16 protein-coding genes and 1 tRNA gene are annotated in these 15797 nt (G+C 67.9%); 6 read left to right on the plus strand and 11 right to left on the minus strand.

Annotation, left to right across the window (positions count from 1 at the left end; genetic code table 11):
* A partial coding sequence (locus tag H5J26_RS10895; protein ID WP_181765582.1) for a YIP1 family protein occupies positions 1-619 on the plus strand: 619 nt, incomplete at its 5' end.
* A 58-nt stretch (positions 620-677) separates the two neighbouring features.
* Here H5J26_RS10895 and H5J26_RS10900 read toward each other — a convergent pair.
* Positions 678-881 carry a hypothetical protein gene (locus H5J26_RS10900; protein ID WP_181765583.1) on the minus strand — a complete coding sequence of 68 codons (204 nt, stop codon included), beginning with the start codon at positions 879-881 and terminating at the stop codon, positions 678-680.
* Between the two features lie 353 nt (positions 882-1234).
* Here H5J26_RS10900 and H5J26_RS10905 point away from each other — a divergent pair, with 353 nt between their 5' ends.
* The gene (locus tag H5J26_RS10905) at positions 1235-1780 is read left to right on the plus strand and encodes a hypothetical protein (RefSeq protein WP_181765584.1); all 546 of its coding nucleotides are present in this window, start codon (positions 1235-1237) and stop codon (positions 1778-1780) included.
* A gap of 147 nt (positions 1781-1927) precedes the next feature.
* Positions 1928-2476: a DUF5994 family protein gene (locus H5J26_RS10910; protein WP_235980612.1), complete on the plus strand. Its 549-nt coding sequence runs from the start codon at positions 1928-1930 to the stop codon at positions 2474-2476.
* Positions 2477-2497: 21 nt separating this feature from the next.
* On the opposite strand, the gene H5J26_RS10915 is transcribed toward H5J26_RS10910, so the two are convergent.
* The gene (locus tag H5J26_RS10915; RefSeq protein WP_181765585.1) at positions 2498-3061 is read right to left on the minus strand and encodes a hypothetical protein; all 564 of its coding nucleotides are present in this window, start codon (positions 3059-3061) and stop codon (positions 2498-2500) included.
* A 147-nt stretch (positions 3062-3208) separates the two neighbouring features.
* Positions 3209-3829, minus strand: coding sequence for a LysE family translocator (locus H5J26_RS10920; protein ID WP_181765586.1), 621 nt, complete (start codon positions 3827-3829; stop codon positions 3209-3211).
* 110 nt (positions 3830-3939) lie between these two features.
* Here H5J26_RS10920 and H5J26_RS10925 point away from each other — a divergent pair, with 110 nt between their 5' ends.
* Complete coding sequence (locus H5J26_RS10925; protein WP_181765587.1) at positions 3940-4392, plus strand: Lrp/AsnC family transcriptional regulator; 453 nt, start codon at positions 3940-3942, stop codon at positions 4390-4392.
* A 58-nt stretch (positions 4393-4450) separates the two neighbouring features.
* On the opposite strand, the gene H5J26_RS10930 is transcribed toward H5J26_RS10925, so the two are convergent.
* The 3 genes from H5J26_RS10930 to H5J26_RS31420 form a co-directional block, all read right to left on the minus strand.
* Positions 4451-4960: a phosphoribosyltransferase gene (locus H5J26_RS10930; RefSeq protein WP_181765588.1), complete on the minus strand. Its 510-nt coding sequence runs from the start codon at positions 4958-4960 to the stop codon at positions 4451-4453.
* A 28-nt stretch (positions 4961-4988) separates the two neighbouring features.
* The gene (dcd, locus tag H5J26_RS10935; RefSeq protein ID WP_181765589.1) at positions 4989-5564 is read right to left on the minus strand and encodes a dCTP deaminase; all 576 of its coding nucleotides are present in this window, start codon (positions 5562-5564) and stop codon (positions 4989-4991) included.
* Positions 5565-5711: 147 nt separating this feature from the next.
* Positions 5712-5894 (minus strand): hypothetical protein, encoded by a 183-nt coding sequence (locus H5J26_RS31420; RefSeq protein WP_235980613.1) that lies wholly within the window; start codon positions 5892-5894, stop codon positions 5712-5714.
* Positions 5895-6118: 224 nt separating this feature from the next.
* On the opposite strand from H5J26_RS31420, the gene H5J26_RS10940 reads away from it, so the two are divergent.
* Positions 6119-6192 (plus strand) — tRNA-Gly (locus H5J26_RS10940).
* Positions 6193-6525: 333 nt separating this feature from the next.
* On the opposite strand, the gene H5J26_RS10945 is transcribed toward H5J26_RS10940, so the two are convergent.
* The 4 genes from H5J26_RS10945 to H5J26_RS10960 all read right to left on the minus strand — a co-directional run bounded on the left by H5J26_RS10945 (position 6526) and on the right by H5J26_RS10960 (position 11249).
* Positions 6526-8370, minus strand: a complete 1845-nt coding sequence (locus H5J26_RS10945) for a PT domain-containing protein (protein WP_181765590.1) — start codon at positions 8368-8370, stop codon at positions 6526-6528.
* Positions 8346-8936, minus strand: a complete 591-nt coding sequence (locus H5J26_RS10950) for a hypothetical protein (RefSeq protein WP_181765591.1) — start codon at positions 8934-8936, stop codon at positions 8346-8348. Before H5J26_RS10950 ends, H5J26_RS10945 begins: the two co-directional genes overlap by 25 nt.
* Positions 8937-9438: 502 nt before the next feature.
* Positions 9439-10248 (minus strand): hypothetical protein, encoded by an 810-nt coding sequence (locus H5J26_RS10955; RefSeq protein ID WP_181765592.1) that lies wholly within the window; start codon positions 10246-10248, stop codon positions 9439-9441.
* 212 nt (positions 10249-10460) lie between these two features.
* A complete protein-coding gene (locus H5J26_RS10960) occupies positions 10461-11249 on the minus strand; it encodes a methyltransferase domain-containing protein (RefSeq protein WP_309237863.1) in 789 nt (262 codons plus the stop codon).
* A 635-nt stretch (positions 11250-11884) separates the two neighbouring features.
* Here H5J26_RS10960 and H5J26_RS10965 point away from each other — a divergent pair.
* Positions 11885-13606: a protein kinase domain-containing protein gene (locus tag H5J26_RS10965; RefSeq protein ID WP_309237864.1), complete on the plus strand. Its 1722-nt coding sequence runs from the start codon at positions 11885-11887 to the stop codon at positions 13604-13606.
* Positions 13607-14210: 604 nt separating this feature from the next.
* Here H5J26_RS10965 and H5J26_RS10970 read toward each other — a convergent pair.
* Complete coding sequence (locus tag H5J26_RS10970) at positions 14211-15680, minus strand: FG-GAP-like repeat-containing protein (protein WP_181765593.1); 1470 nt, start codon at positions 15678-15680, stop codon at positions 14211-14213.
* Between the last annotated feature and the right edge of the window lie 117 nt (positions 15681-15797).

A 15797-nucleotide genomic window follows, 5' to 3' on the forward strand; every position in this document is an offset into this window, starting at 1 on the left:
CGTCCCGGACCCGTACGGCCCGGACGACGGCTACGGCCCGGGCGGCACCTACCCGGGACAGCCCGCGCCGCCCCCCGGGCCCAGGCTGCACTGGAAGGCACTGCTGAGCGGCATCGTGCTGCGCCCCAACGCCACCTTCTGGCAGATGCGCGACCACGCCGTCTGGGTCCCGGCGATCATCGTCACCTTCCTCTACGGGCTGCTGGCCATCTTCGGCCTCGACCAGGCCCGCGAGGAGGTCATCAACGCCACGATCTCCAGCGCGATCCCGTACGTGCTGAGCACCGGCATCGCCGTGGTCGTCGCCGGGCTGATCCTCGGCGCGGTGACGCACACCCTGGCCCGTCAGTTCGGGGGCACCGGGGCGTGGGCCCCGACCGTCGGCCTGTCGATGCTGATCATGTCGCTGACGGACGCTCCGCGACTGCTCGTCGCCCTCTTCATGGGCGGTACGGCACCCCTCGTGCAGGTGCTGGGCTGGATCACGTGGGTCGCTGCGGGCGCGCTGTTCACGTCGATGGTCAGCCGCTCCCACGACCTGCCGTGGCCTCGGGCGCTCGGCGCCTCGGCCGTGCAGCTCGTGGCGCTGCTGGTCCTGATGAAGCTCGGCACGCTGTAGTCCGCAGTCCGTGCGGGGCGGCCTCCCGCCCCGCACGCCTCAACTGCCGCTCATCCGCTCACCCGTCGCGACGCTGATCGCGGGGCGTGCTCTCCTCGCCCTGCGTTCCGCCGCCACCGGTGTCCGGAGGGTCACCGGCGTGGAACCGGTCGTAGTGGGTCTCTGCGATGCGCTGCCCGTGATGCACGTTGAGCAGATGGATCAGGAGTGCTGTCAGTGCGATCAGCACGACGATGACACCGACTGTCACGAGGATGTCCATCCCGGTCACTCCCCTCTGCCGATACGGCGTGCGACCCCGGGTGCCCACTTCCCGTCCCGCAACCGTCCCAGTTCGCTCTCGCGGTTCCGCGCCTTCGCAGGCGTGGCCGTCGGGCCGTCGTTCCACGTGGAACGACGGGGGAGGAAGGGACAGGAGGGGACGCGACGAGAAGGGGGCAACCCGTAAGCCCGAAAAGGCAGTTCACACCTCCCCTGTTCCGCTCACCGGATCGATCGCCGGGACGAGAGCGACGTAAATGACGGTGGGAACAAGTATTCTCAGTATCTTCAGCAAATTCCGGCGGCAGTCGGTCATTGCTGGTCACAGGGGTGGAAGTGCAGAGGGGGCGAGACATGACCGAGGTGTTTCTGCGACGGCTCAGCCGCTGGCAGGCCGACCGGGAACGTGACGCCGTCGCCGACCTGTACGTCGAGGCGTACCGGGGCGCGGCCGGTGAGGCATTCCACGACCGGCACGAGTACCTGCGCCGCCTCGGTGAGCACATGCAGAGCCCCGGTTTCGAAATGGTCATCGCGAGCGCCGCCGGGCGGCTCGTGGGCAGCGTCTACGGCTACCGCGCCGACCGCGGAGACCAGTGGTGGCAGGGCCTGCACGGCGAGCTGCCGCCCGAGATGGCTGAACTCACCGCGTCCGGGCGTGCGTTCGTGATGACAGAGCTGATGGTTCTGCCGTCCTTCCGCCGCAGCCGTGTGGCGACGCGCCTCCAGGAGAACCTGCTCGCCCCCTCAAGCATCAGCCTCGCGGTCACCCTGATCGATCAGGAGAACGATCCCGCCCGCGCCGCGCTGAAGGGGTGGAGCTGGGAGAGCCTGGGGAAGATCACGCCCGCCTCCGGAGGCCCGCCGCTCGAAGCGTGGACGAGGCGTCTTCCCAGGTAGAAAGCCTGTTTACGGCACGGAATGGATCCTCGCCGCCGGATGTACGCTGGGAAGGAAGAGGCGAAAAATCCTATTCCGGCAGCCGGGGCTCCGCGCTACCCGGCTATCTGATCACCCCCTACGGGGGCAGGCAGATAGGCGGAAACCATGAGGGTCGAACCGAACATCCCCGATGTGATGGAACCCAACATCCCAGTGGTGGATCTCTCCGCCCTGAATGCGCTCCATCTCCCCGTCGAGCCTGGCCTGTTGGCCCTCAGGCTCCAGACTTCACCGTCCCGCGAGGGGCTCTTCGACGGCGCTTGGTGGCCGCATTCGCGCGACATCCATGCTGAGCTCCCGGGGCTGGTCGCCGTCCTCACCGAACATCTCGGGGACATCGACCGCATCGGGCTCGACGCGGACGCCTGGGACGGCCTCGGCGAGCCGCTGTTCGTCGACGGACGGCTCGTACACATCGACTGGTTCCCGGTCGGCGACGACACAGTGATCGTCACCCGAGGCGACCTCGACCACTTCTCGCTGCTGGCGATACCTCCGGACGCCTCCGTCGACGAGGCCCACGCCGCGATGACCATGGCCACGCACATCGGCAACACGGAGAGCGGCCAGCAGATCCTCGTGGCCACCGGCATCGCCTCCCCGTCGAGGGAGAGCACGTCCCGGACGCATCAGGTCCCCGGCGCGGACCGCTGACGTGGGAGGCGGCGAAGGCCGCTAGCGCAACTCCCCTGCGGAATCCTGCTCCTTGCCGTCCTCGGCATCGCGTTCGGCGAAGGCCTTGAGGGTCAGCAACTGCTTGCGCATCATGACCAGATCGCCCCAGGCGAGGAGCCTGCCGCGTGCCCTGTGACGGAGCGCGGTCCGCGACTCGACATCGATCCTGACGACGAGGCGGCACGCCTCCCCCCGAGGACTCACCACGTAGCTCACGGCCATGCGCCCGTGCCGCGCCGCCGCCTCCTCCGGCAGGACACCGGTGATGTGGCTGTCCTTCTCGACGTCGGTGGTCTCGAAGACCATGAACGCCTGTCCCGCGGCAGGCGGCGGCAGCCCCGGAGTGAGCCGGTCGGGGCTCCGGCGGCCCCGGAAGTCGATCCAGTCGTAGCTGTAGGGCGCGACGGTCAGTTGGCCCAGCCAGCGGAAGACGAGGCCGCAGGGCGCGTTCACATCGACGGCCCGCGTCCAGGTCTCGTACGGGACCGACATGTGGGCGTCGCACGGCAGTTGAGCGGCCTGCTCCGCAGCCGTGGCCCCCCAGACCCTCCCCGTGAAGTCCATGGTGACGAGGCTACTCGTAGGGACGGGACGCCCGGCTCCGGGCCTTCAGCGCACGTTCCGCTGGTGCGAGGGCCAAGCCTGATCGCAGCGCTGCACGGCAGTTGGGGCTTCCGCCGGGGCCGACGCTCCGGGGGATTGGCTGCCAGGTCACCGCGTCGCCCGCTCGACGATCAGGAACGCTCCGATGACCACCATTGCCATCCCGGAGAAGCGGCTGACAGCGCGGGCAGCGGAAGGACGAGCGGCGAGCACGAATCGCGCGCAGGATCCGAGGGTGAGATAGAAGACCGCGCAGCTGAGCGTGAAGACGACGCCGAGGAGGCCGATCTGCCCGGCGACCGGCCAGCTGCCGTCGGTGTCAGTGAACTGGGGCAGCAGAGCGAGGAAGATCAGCAGGCCCTTGGGGTTCAGGCCGCTGACGCTGACTCCCTTGCCGAGCGTGCCCCAACTGCCCCTGGTCGAGGCGTCATCGGACGCGCTCGGTGGTGCGACAGGGTGGACGAAGGTCTTCACGCCCAGCCACATCAGATAGAGGCCGCCGACGAGGGTGAGTCCCGTCAGGAATCCCGGGGAGCCGGCGACCAGGGCTCCGACCCCGACCGCCACGACCGCGGTGATACCGGCGTAACCCAGCACCAGACCGCTCACGGCCGGCACGACGGCGCGGTCGCGGACGGCGGCGCTGATGACGAAGGCCCAGTCGGCGCCGGGAACGGCGATCAGGAGGGCGGCGGTCGCCCAGAACGCGGCGACGGAGCTGACGGCCATGGCGGCCTCCCAGGTGAAGTCGAGGACTCACTGGGAAACTACTGCCGTATGAACCGAAGGTGTTTCCAGATTTCACCTCTCCAGAGCCCTGTCGTGGAAGAATCCACCCGATGGACAGCATCGACCGGAAGATTCTTGCCGAGCTGCAGATGGACGGGCGTCTGACCATCACCGAGCTGGCCTCGCGTGTGGGGCTCAGCGTGTCCCCCTGCCACCGACGGCTGAGGGAGCTGGAGCGCAGCGGCACGATCAGCGGGTACCGCGCCGTGGTCGACGCCGAGGCCGTGGGCCTGAAGTTCGAGGCGATCGTCTTCGTCACCATGCGGCAGGAGGACCGGGACACGCTGCTGAGCTTCGAGGCAGCCGTCGCGGACGTCCCGGACGTCGTGCAGGCCCAGCGCCTCTTCGGCGACCCCGACTACCTGCTGCGCGTGCTCACCGAGGATCTGGGCGCCTACCAGCGGCTGGAGGACGACAAGCTCGCCGCCCTCCCGGGCGTGCAGCGCCTCACCTCGACGCTCGTGATGAAGCGCATCGTCCACGACCGGCCGCTTCCCGCCTGACAGCCGGATCCCCCTTGAGATCAAGTGGCTGAACCACCCGCGCGAAGACGGGAGTTGGTCAGAGCGCCTCTCGTGAGGGCGTGCTGGGCTCGCCCGGCCGGCGTACCGGAGGCAGCACGCTCCAGGGGAAGTTGATCCACTTGTCCGTGCGCTTCCACACGTACTCGCACTGCACCGTCGAATGCGGCTTCTCGTAGATCACCGCGCTGCGTACCTCGGCGACGTGCTCCGCGCAGAACTCCTGGACCAGCTTCAGGGTCCGGCCGGTGTCGGCGACGTCGTCCGCGATGAGCACCTTCTTCTCGCTCATGTCGACGATGTTGGGGACTGGCGGCAGCACGACGGGCATGTCGAGGGTCTGACCGACGCCGGTGTAGAACTCCACGTTCATCACGTGCAGGTTCTTCACGTCCAGCGCGTAGCCGAGCCCGCCGGCGACGAAGAGACCGCCGCGCGCGATGGACAGGATGATGTCCGGCTCGTACTCGTCGTCGGCGACTGCCTGCGCCAACTCCCGTACCGCTTCCCCGAAAAGGGAGTACGTCAGGCTCTCCCGCTCGTCGCTCACGCTCACGCGCCGCCTCTCGCTGCCGCCGTCAGACCTTTGTGCGGTGGAAGTTCATGTAGGAGCGCGACGGCGTGGGCCCGCGCTGACCCTGATAGCGGGAACCGTGAAGCGCCGAGCCGTACGGATGCTCCGCCGGGGACGTCAGCCGGAACATGCACAGCTGCCCGAGCTTCATGCCGGGCCACAGCTTTATCGGCAGCGTGGCGACGTTCGACAGCTCCAGAGTCACGTGCCCGGAGAAGCCGGGGTCGATGAACCCGGCCGTCGAGTGCGTCAGCAGCCCGAGGCGGCCGAGCGAGCTCTTCCCCTCGAGACGCGACGCGATGTCGTCGGGCAGCGTGATCACTTCGTACGTCGACGCGAGCACGAACTCACCGGGGTGCAGGATGAACGGCTCGTCGCCCTCCGCCTCGATCAGCCGCGTCAGATCGGGCTGTTCGACGGCGGGGTCGATGTGCGGGTACCGGTGATTCTCGAACACCCGGAAATAACGGTCCAGTCGGACGTCGATGCTGGACGGCTGCACCATCGCGGAATCGTACGGATCGATCCGCACCCGGCCTGCGTCGATCTCGGCCCGGATGTCCTTGTCAGAGAGAAGCACGGGCCGAGACTACGCGTACGAACGGGGGCCGGCCCAATCGCACCGGCCCCCGCTGAGCACGCGCCCGCCCCGTGCCGCCTGCGAGCACTCGCCCGGGGCGCACGGCTCAGGGCGCCGGCGCCTGCCGAACGGGGACGGGGCGGCGCGTCATTCGGGGCGGTTGGGCCGCGGCACGGAGGTCGCGACGGGCACTGCTTGCCGAAGCCGCGCACACCGTGGACACCTCAACAACCGCCCGGGGCCGATGCGTCGGGCCCCCAGGTTCTGCATCGGGAACGTCGAGGTGCTGAACACGTGCCCTTCGGCACACTGAACGACGGTGGTCTCCATCGCTCTCCTCTCCCCAAGTACGTGGACGAACGAAAGCCACATTAGGGGATCAAGCAGACGGCTCTGCACCGGGCACTCCACCACCCACGCTACGCCCCAACTCCCGTACCGCGAGGGCACCCCACCACGTCCCGGAGCAGCAAAAAGACCCCTCGCGTTGTGCGGCGGGGGTCGTGGATGGGGTAGAGTGTCCGGCGTCGAAGCCACTGATATCAAGGCTCCGCGCGGGTGTAGTTTAATGGTAGAACATGAGCTTCCCAAGCTCAGAGCGCGGGTTCGATTCCCGTCACCCGCTCCAACGCAAAGCCCCAGGCCACAGGCCCGGGGCTTGTTTGGTGTGCGGGCTGTTCCGGCTCTCGCTATTGGTCTCGTGCCGGCCGCGTACCAGAACCGTTCACTCGTGGTCCTTCGCGCCGGTTCGTACGCGGGCGTCAAGACTGCCCGCCACGTCGCACTGGTCCTCGGCAAGGTCCGCACCGACCCGAAATGAGTGACTGCCCTGGTCAGGGCCCTGCTGGGCCTGATGAACCGCGAAGTCTCCCAATGATCGACGATCTACACCGAAGTCATCCGCCCGCGACCAGCCCGAGCATCGAGAACCCCGCGCCCACCAGATCCACGACCTGCAACTTCACGGTGCATACCGCTCAGTAGGCAAGCCTGTAGGGAGATCAGCGGGCAGGCCACTGGGTAGATCGGTCGGCAGACCGGTAGGCAGGCCCGAGGGGGGCTGCCCGGTGTTCGTGCAGCCGGCGATGATCTCTTGCTGCCGCCGATGGCCGGCGTTGAAAGCCTTGTCGCTCTTGGCATGCTCCGTCTTTGCGGCAGAGATCTTCTCGCTGCGCAGCAGCCGCTCCGTACGTGTGGCACTGGCCAGGGCCGTCTTGTAGTACTTGCCGGGAGAACTCGGCGGCAAGTTCCGCCCCACCGCGTGGATCTTGGTCCGGATACTGCCCAGTTGCGCCTCGTTCGTTCCCGCCCCGATGTCTGCCGTGCGGACGGCCATGGTCAGCTCGTACTGCAGCTGGTGCACTCGGCGCATCGGAGCGCCGTCGACGGAGCTTCCGGATGTCCACTCCAAGGTGTCCGGGCAGATGCCCTTCGGCTCGCCGGGCAGGTCGGGCTTCAACCGGGGGTCCTCGATCGCCTTCTCCGGATTCTCCAGGATCTCGGAGATACCGAACGGCGCCGGGGCGACCGGTACGAACGCCAGTGCCGCGACGGCCAGCGGCGGAGCCGCAGCAGCCAGGAAGGGCGGCCAGGCAGGGCGAGCGCCGGCCGACGCCCCGGAGATCCACAGCCGCTCGTACCGTGCCGCGGCCGCCGGCCAGCACAGCAACACCAAGCCGACCAGCGCCATCGGGAGCATCCACGTCTCCAGCTGCGCGTGTGCCGCCGCCGGAAGCACCGAGTCCGCCAAGGCCCCGAACATCAGCCGCGCCGTCAGCAGCGACGCCGCGAGGAACCCCAGCAACCCCAGCACGACGACCGCAGGGAAGTACACCAGGATCCGCGACACCAGCGCGGGGCGGACCGCAGCGAACAGCCGTAACCTACGCGGTGGATGGGAGAACCCGGCGAAGATCCGGTGCAGCAGCCGGGGCGGCCGGGCGGCGCTCTCGAGTACCCGCTGCAGTGGGGCGGTGCCGGCCTGGTGCACGGCGAGGCGGTCGGCGTTCAACTCGGCCAGCCAGAGCAGGAATACGGCGCCGATCAGCATGAGCGGTAGCACCGTCGCCGTGACGGACGAGTTCATCAACTGCAGCCAGGCCAGGCCGCCCCGGACGTCGGACAGCACGCCCTGCTCGTCGCCGACGATCACGTACACCGCAGCCGGCACCCCCACCATCAGCAGCGCCGCCGGGATGCCGATCCGGGCCAGCGCGGTGAACGGGCTGCCCAGGCCCATCAGGAGGTGGTCGCCCTGCCGACGGTGCGCGATCTCGTGCAGCAGCACCAGCCTTGCCGCCTCCACATCCGTACGCCACAACGTCGCCAATGGCCGGAAGACGAGCAACCGGGCCCGCCTCCAACTCACCGGGTAGACCCGTGCGACCTGCCCGGAGCTGAGCGAGAACCGCACGTCCAGCGAGGCGTCCTGGGCGTGCACGAACTCCTGTATCTCCAGCAGTACGCGACGCTCGTCGACGCGGACGGCGAAGCGCCACTCGATCCACCAACACCGCAACTGCGGTACGGCGATGACCACGAGACCGGACACGCCGATGGCAGACACCAGCGCGGCAAACAGCAGGCTGAGCGGCCCCAGCACGTAGCTCGCCCAGCCGGTGAGCCAGGACCAGGCGCGCGAGAACTCGTACACCTGGGTGGCTGCCCCGACCGAGGAGACGACGGCGGCCGGGACCAAGGTGCACACCAGTCCCACCACCAGCAACCACGGCGGTGCGAGTGCCCCGCCCAGGAGTCGGTCCTGCGGCCGGTCGTCGGCCATCATCGACTCCGCATCCGGCGCCACATCCCCCTGGTTCGGACCGCGAGCCTCGTCCTGGCGGGCAGCGGGGCGGGCAACTGCTCGATGAAGTGCGCCGCCTGAGGCGGACTCTGCAGCAGTTCGAGCAGCAACTCGCCCGCCAGCTCGTCCGCGCGGCCCTCGGGCAGCCCCAGCGCGTCCAGGCGCTCCCGGAGCACCTGGTAGGAGTCGCGCAGCGCGGCGAACTCGCCGCCCCGCGGCTCCTGTTGAACCGCGGCAGCGGGAGCGGGAGGGGCAGCGGGCGGCTCCCGCCGGAACGAGTGCAGGGCGATCGCGAGGCTCCCGCCGGACAGGAAGTTGGCCAGGTAGTCGCTGCGCAGGAGGGCCAACAGGGCGTCTCCGGACGCCGACAGCACCTCAAGAATCTGCACCAGGTCGACGGCGCCGCCCGCCGACCCGAACGCTCCCGGCATCGCGCCCTGCGGACCGGCCAACCGCCGCGCCTGTTCTCCACCCGCTACGTACGCCTCGGCCACCTCCGCGGCGAACTCCGCCTCCGCAGGCACCGCTCGGCGCGCCAACCGCTCGGCCCACTCCCCCACCGTTTCCATGAAGCGGACGATATCGACCGGCTGACGGTAGGTCAGGAGATCAAGGGAAAAAGCCACCGGTCCGGCGATGAATGCCCCCTTCCCATCCAGGCCTGGCCTGGTCGGGCCGGTCACTGTATGCAGGCCCCCTGAGGTAGTCCCACGAGGGTCGCACCACATTGAGCACCAGATGCGCACCAGAACAGGCAGTACACACCGGTTTACAGCGGTCAGCGTGGAGGTACGCAGGTGGCCTGCCCAGATGCCGTTCGTGCTGATCAGCAGCCCAATTTGCCGCCTATTTACGGTGACCCAAGGCTCAGAGCGCGGGTTCGATCCCCGTCACCCGCTCCACCACAAAAGGCCCAAGGTCGAAGACTTGGGCCTTGTCTGTGGTGGGGACTGTTCCAATGGTTCTAGGCGGCGCGTGCCAAGATCAGCCACATCGTCAAAGCCGTACTTGTACTCACCCATTTCGAACACGGCAACCCAACTGAAAGTTGGTGAGATCACCTCACTTGCGTCAGTTCAGGCTTTCCGCCACCGACAGGTAATCGGTGTAGATCTGCGGTGAGCCGGAGAACGAAGCCAGCTGCTTCCATTCCTCGTACATCTGCTTCGTGTCCCGATAGGCCTTGGCGAATGCAGCAGCCTCAGCAGTCGCGATGTCCGCATCGGGATAGAACGCATGGAGTGCCGAGAGGCTGGCAATCTCCATCATCACTACATACTGATCCAGCCGGTTTCCGCGCTCGCCTTTCAGCAGGCGGAATTTCCAGTCGGGATAGTCCTCGATGCGATGATGATTTTCAGCGATGAAGCTTTCGAAGGTATTCGCCCGGACGTCGGGGCGCAGCGCGAGATTGTGGATGCCGATCACCCGGGCGAGAGGTTCTTCTCCTGGGAGGCGCTCCTGATAACGCGGCCCATCGGCGACGGTGCTTTTTTTGTTCTCCGCCAGCAAGCGGTAGTCGGTATAGATCGTGGGCAATTCGCTGAATGTGCCGTATTTCCGCCATTCGCGAATAAGCTCCCGGGCCTCGCGGCGATCGCGCCAGAACTGGCGTGCCGATTCTGTCTGATTGCCGTCAGCCGCCAGGTAGCGGTCGCGCTGCCCGGCGTCATCGATTTCGAACAGCATCATGTATTGGCCGGCTCGTTCGCCACGCAGGCCGCGCAGCAGCGTCCAGCGCCATCCGGGGTAGCAGGGAATGTGCACGCCTTTATGGCGAACAAAGGCTTCGAATTGCTCCGGCGTCACGCCGGCCTCGGTATCGATGGCTATGTAGTACAGACTGAAGACCGGCGCGTTTGACGTGTCATGGCGTGGCATTCAATGCTCCATGGGTCTCGACTGCTACTGGGCGAATCTGCTGGTCTGAGTCGTATTTGGTTGTTCCGAAGTTCGATAACAAGTCCAGTGCGCCCGACATGTTTGCCCGAGGTAGGGCGGGGACCGCCTTGCCGAATATGCTCAAATGACGGGGTGGTGACGATTAGATTTGATCACGCGCCCGAAGTGTCGACTCTCAGGTGCCGCGCGCATCAGGCCGGCTTGCGACCCCATGCGGTGATCATGGGTGCGAGCATGAGATCCAGGTCGCCGTGCGCGAGGTTCGCGAGATGCGTCTCGATCTCCTCGGGCGTCGCCAGTTCTGCGGCCAGGAGCTGGTCGCGGACGTGCTGGACCGTGGCCGCCTCCAGCAACGTGCACGCGCGTGACGCGATGGGGAAGTAGGCCTCGGCGCCGACGTCCGTCAGGCCCGACTCACGCAGTAGCCGGGGCAGCGTGCGACCGTATGCGAGGTCTGCCCCGCGCTCGGCCATCAGCGTTCGCATCCGGGCGCGCAGCCGATTCGCCAGTGCTTCGTCGGGGCCGCGTTCGTCCGGGCAGGCGAGTGGCTGCAGGGCTGGGTCCCCGTCCTCGATCACCAGCCATCCGCCCGGCCGAAGCGCATCGATCATGACTCGCATCGCGGTCGCGCGATCCTTCAGGTGAACCAGGACCAGCCGGGCGTGGACGAGGTCGAACGTCTCCGCCTGCGGTGGGTCGCGGATCACGTCGTGCCGGCGCACCTCGAGCGCGCCGCCGGCCGCAGGCTCGGCCCACGACACGTCGATGTCTGTGGCCAGCACCCGGCCGCTGGTCCCCACACGCTCCGCCAGACCGTGAGGCACGGAGACGCCGCCGGCGCCGACTTCCCAGCACCGCCATCCTTCACCGAGCCCCAGGTCGTCGAGGTGACGAAAGGTCCACGGGTCGAACAGCTCGGCGAGCGCTGCGAACCGCTCACCGGCCTCCGGGCGACGGTTGTCGAGCAGATAGCTGTTCACCGCACCAGTATGGCCCTGTCAACGTCGTTCAGATACCGGGCCGTTGACGAACGTCACGGTTGGGAGGCGCGCAGGTCGCACCCACAACTCCCTCAGGAATGCAGTGCGTTCAGGTACACCAGGCGCCGCCCCTCCGACGAGGTTCGTTTGGTCAGGTCAGAGCAGATTTCTGCGGCAAAGCTCCGGTGATTTCCAAGCTCAGAGCGCGGGTTCGATTCCCGTCACCCGCTCCAACGCAAAGCCCCAGGCCAGCGGCCCGGGGCTTGTTTGTTGCCTAGACCGACTCAGAGTCGCGCACCACCTCCGCACCATCTGAGTGATCTTGCGGGGCTTCTCTGTGCTTCTCCCTCTCCCGGTGGTCCGAGTGTCCCGAATCGCGCAGCTCAGGGTTGGGCGGCTGCAACATCCACGCAGGTGGAACGAGCCGCGCCCCGAGAACAGGGGCGATCGCACCACTCGGTGACGCGTACGTGGCGATGCAGGCCGCAACAAGTCGATCCGTCAGCTCTTGCCCCCGTCAGAACCCCTGCGGGTCAGGAGCGGCCAAATCAGCCAGCGTTAGGCTACTCACACGGTCAGGACGTGGATACAAGCGCCCGGCATCAGGGGCGCTGGATGCCAGGAGGTTGCTAGTGGTGAGGGCGTTGGAGCCGGGGGACCCACGTTCCGTAGGGGATTACCGGTTATTGAGCCGTCTGGGCGCGGGTGGCATGGGCCAGGTCTTCCTCGGGGTGTCCCCAGGTGGGCTACGGGTCGCGGTCAAGGTGGTGCATGCCGAGCTGGTGCAACAGCCGGAGTTCCGCTCCCGGTTCCGCCGGGAGGTTCTGGCCAACCGGCTGGTGAGCGGGGCCTACACCGCCCCGGTGATCGACGCGGACGCCTACGCGCCCACTCCGTGGCTGGTGACCAGGTATGTTCCCGGACCGTCACTACAGCAAGCTCTTACCGAGCGGGGGCCGCTGCCTCCGGCGACGGTGCTCGCCCTTGCGGCGGCATTGGCTGAAGCCCTGATCTCGATCCACGACGCGGGCCTTGTACACCGCGATCTCAAGCCCTCCAACGTGCTGCTCGCCGAGGACGGACCGCGGGTCATCGACTTCGGCGTCGCGCGTATCAGTGAGGCCAGCACGATCACCACAACGGGCATGATGATCGGCTCCCCGGGGTTCATGTCTCCCGAACAGGTCAACGGCGCAGAGATTACTCCGGCCAGCGACGTCTTCTCCCTGGGCACGGTTCTGGCCTACGCGGCGACCGGCATCAATCCGTTCGGCGAAGGCCCGGCCCACGCACTGGGCTACCGAGCCGTCCACACAGAACCCGACCTCGATGCCGTCAAGTCTCCCGCCTTGCGCATTCTCATCTCCGCCTGCCTGGCCAAGACCCCCGAAGAGCGCCCCGCCCCCGGGGAAATCCTCGTAGGGGCGGGCTTCGACCGCGGACCCACCACCCTCCTCGACAACGACGCATGGCTGCCCGCCGCCAACCGCGTCCGCAGTTCCGAGCAGGCGTTCGCCAACGCCGACACCGTCACGCGGAACACCGCTGAGTTCCTCGACATTCCGGCGGATACAGCACCCTCGCTCCAGTCAGATTCCGAGTCACCACGCCGCCCCACTCGGCGTACCGTGGTGCTTTCCGTATTCGCCGCCGCCGTCATCGCCGCGGGTGTACCGACCGGCCTATACCTCACAGGCGAGGAAAAGGGCACCGGAAACGGGGATTCCCATTCCCCGCCCCACTTGCCCGATCCAATCGGTGCCTGGCCACTCGGCGAAAGATCGAAAACCGCCGACACCGTCGGCGACAATGACGGAGCAAGGCACAGGGTGCGCTGGGGAGAAGGAGACGGCGGGGCCGCCCTGTTCGGGGGCCGGAGTGACATTGTCATTCCTAACCGGGTTGTCAGTACCGGGCCGGGCAGGAATTTCACCGTCTCCGCGTGGGTGTACCTCAGCAGGACGCCCAGCTCGCACGCAACCGCTGTCAGCCAGTCCGCCGGCGACACCAGCAACTTCTTCCTGCGGTACTCGTCCACGGATGGCCGCTGGGCCTTCGCAGACCGGGATGGCGGTGCGACGTCGCCCGAACATCCCGAGATCTCGACCTGGACCCACCTCGTCGGCGTGCGTACAGGCGGTGAGCTGCACCTCTACGTCAACGGAGTCGAGCAGCGGTCCCATAAGTCGGCGACTCCCGCCGTCGGAACCCCTACCGACAAGCTGTTCATCGGCCGTGCCCAACAAGACGACAAAGCCACCGACTGGTTTCCCGGCAGCATCAAAGACGTCCAAGTCTTCAACAAGGCGCTCTCCCCCGATCAGATCAAGATCCTGGCGAAACCGAATGGAGAATGACTGCCTGAGTCGTGATTCTCACTTCAACCGCACCCCGGGCCGGTCGGTTTGACGGCTCCCCAGAGAAGACGGTCACGTGACAGGTCTTAGAGCCGATGGTTCCACGATGGCTATCCGGGCTTCGGGAGGAATGATTCGGGATTCCGCTCTCATGGGGCGGGAGTCATGAGGCGTCTGCGGATATTGCCGTGCCGGATCCGTGCCCAGAACGCTTGGCCGCCGGCCCGTGGTCAGCTCAGGTGAGGCGAGGATCCTTCACCTCAAGATCTCCCGCACCCCAGAGACCGTCCTGGTCTCCGCACTGACGCCGGCCGCACACGCATCACGCCACACGTCGAGCATTTGCCCCGGCTGTCGAGGCCTCCCGGCCTACCAGCACTTGGCCTTAGCGCGAGGCCGGTAGGCGGGGATCCCCTATGCCTGAGAAGCGATCCGTCCCGGGCCATGGCTGTACAGCAGCGAAGTACAGCTACCACAGCGACCGTCACCGGGTGCCCGAACTCACCAGTGCCGCGGGGCCCGGCCTGCCACCGCTCTGCGTTGCGCAGCTGTCGAGGCACACATCGAGAGCTCCCGACGGTGGGCCGAGCGTTCGCGGCCGCGCTCAGCGGCTGCTCAGCGGCTTGCCGTACTTCTGAGCCGTGGACAGGTACGGGAGGCCGAGCGTGCGGGGCGAGAAGGCCGCCGAGCCGGCGGCGGAGCCGCTGGGGAGGAACCATGCGGCGCCCAGAGAGGCGTTCTCACCGGGGGATCCGACCGTGACATCCGGGACGCCGTTGGCGTTGCCGTCAGCCGAGGCGACCGCCCCGCCGAAGGTGTCGCCCGCCTCGGCGACGCCCGGGACGCCGGCCGTGTCCTGGTTCCAGGTGACGGACTTGGCAGCGCCGTTGGCGTCGAGCAGGCCCTGAGCGCCGCCGCGCAGCAGCCAGGCGGCGCCCGCCCCCGCCTTGCTTCCGATGGCCTCGCCGGGAGCGCCCGCGATCAGGTCGTCCCGGCCGTCGCGGTTGACGTCGGCGGCGGCGAGGGCGGCGCCGAAGCGGTCGCCGTTCTCGGCCACGCCCGGGACGCCCACCGTGTCCTGGTTGAGGGTCTCGTCGGGGCCGCCGAGCGGGCCGCCCGTGGGGCTTCCGTAGTGGATGTGGATGCCGCCGCCCTTGGCGAGCTCTTCGGGGCCGCACGGGTCGTCGATGTTCTCGTCGGCGATCTCACGGCATTCGCCGAGCGCCAGGTCGTCGTGGCCGTTGCCGTCGAAGTCGCCGGCGGCGAGGGCGGTCACGCCGGCGTTGTCCGTGTTCCAGATGTTGGCCATCTCGGACTGGTCGGCGTCCCACTTCCACAGGCGCACGTGGGACTGCGTCCAGGGGTCGCCCGCGGTCCAGTACGCCACGGCCAGGTCCGCCGTGCCGTCGCTGTCGAAGTCGCCGGTGGCCAGGACGGGGGCACGGCCGCCCATGTGGTCGGCGACGACGGTGGTGACCATGCTGTCCTCGCCCACGATGACACGAGCGACGACCTTGTCCGTGCCGCCGATCAGGATCTCCTTGTTGTCGTCGCCGGTCATCTCGGCTGCGGCGACCGACTTGCCGTACGCGGCCGACGGCGACGGCCCGCTGAGGACGGACGACCCCGGCCCCGGCCCGCCCGTCGATCCGCCTACGGCGATGACCATGCCCGCGTCCGTACCGCGGTCGATGACGTCCTCGCCGGGGACACCTGCGAGCAGTTCCGCGATGCCGTCGCCGTTGAGGTCCACCAGGGTCACGGATGCGCCGAAGCGGTCGCCGGCCTCCGGGGTGCCGGGGACCTCGGGAGTGGCCTGGGTGACGCGGATGCTCCCGTGGGCGCCGACGCCCTTCGGGCCGCCCCAGACGACGTTGACGTACCCGGCCTTGGCCTGGCCGCCGACGGTCCCGTCCGGGACGCCGACGGCGACGTCCGCGTAACCGTCGCCGTTGAAATCGCTCGTGGCGGCACGGGGTGCGGCAGCGGTGGCGCCGGGCGGGAAGGCGAACCCGGCGGTGGCCACAGCGGCGGCTGCGACGGCGCACGTCAGGATGCGGCAGCTGTGTGGCACGGGGGCTCCAACCGGTCGACGGGGTACGAGTCATCTGGTGTGACCGTCGAAGGGCGGAGCTGGTTGTACGGAGTTCACCGGGGGTTGGCGCCGGGTTCACGGTCGGCGGGCGGGATC

The organism is Streptomyces albidus (ex Kaewkla and Franco 2022) (assembly GCF_013870515.1).
Lineage (GTDB): Bacteria > Actinomycetota > Actinomycetes > Streptomycetales > Streptomycetaceae > Streptomyces > Streptomyces albidus.

Excerpts from the sequence above, each read along its gene's own strand:
- H5J26_RS10900 (WP_181765583.1), bottom strand. The coding sequence starts at position 881 with ATGGACATCCTCGTGACAGTCGGTGTCATCGTCGTGCTGATCGCACTG.
- H5J26_RS10905 (WP_181765584.1), top strand. The coding sequence starts at position 1,235 with ATGACCGAGGTGTTTCTGCGACGGCTCAGCCGCTGGCAGGCCGACCGG.
- H5J26_RS10910 (WP_235980612.1), top strand. The coding sequence starts at position 1,928 with ATGAGGGTCGAACCGAACATCCCCGATGTGATGGAACCCAACATCCCA.
- H5J26_RS10915 (WP_181765585.1), bottom strand. The coding sequence starts at position 3,061 with ATGGACTTCACGGGGAGGGTCTGGGGGGCCACGGCTGCGGAGCAGGCC.
- H5J26_RS10920 (WP_181765586.1), bottom strand. The coding sequence starts at position 3,829 with ATGGCCGTCAGCTCCGTCGCCGCGTTCTGGGCGACCGCCGCCCTCCTG.
- H5J26_RS10925 (WP_181765587.1), top strand. The coding sequence starts at position 3,940 with ATGGACAGCATCGACCGGAAGATTCTTGCCGAGCTGCAGATGGACGGG.
- H5J26_RS31420 (WP_235980613.1), bottom strand. The coding sequence starts at position 5,894 with ATGGAGACCACCGTCGTTCAGTGTGCCGAAGGGCACGTGTTCAGCACC.
- H5J26_RS10950 (WP_181765591.1), bottom strand. The coding sequence starts at position 8,936 with ATGGAAACGGTGGGGGAGTGGGCCGAGCGGTTGGCGCGCCGAGCGGTG.
- H5J26_RS10955 (WP_181765592.1), bottom strand. The coding sequence starts at position 10,248 with ATGCCACGCCATGACACGTCAAACGCGCCGGTCTTCAGTCTGTACTAC.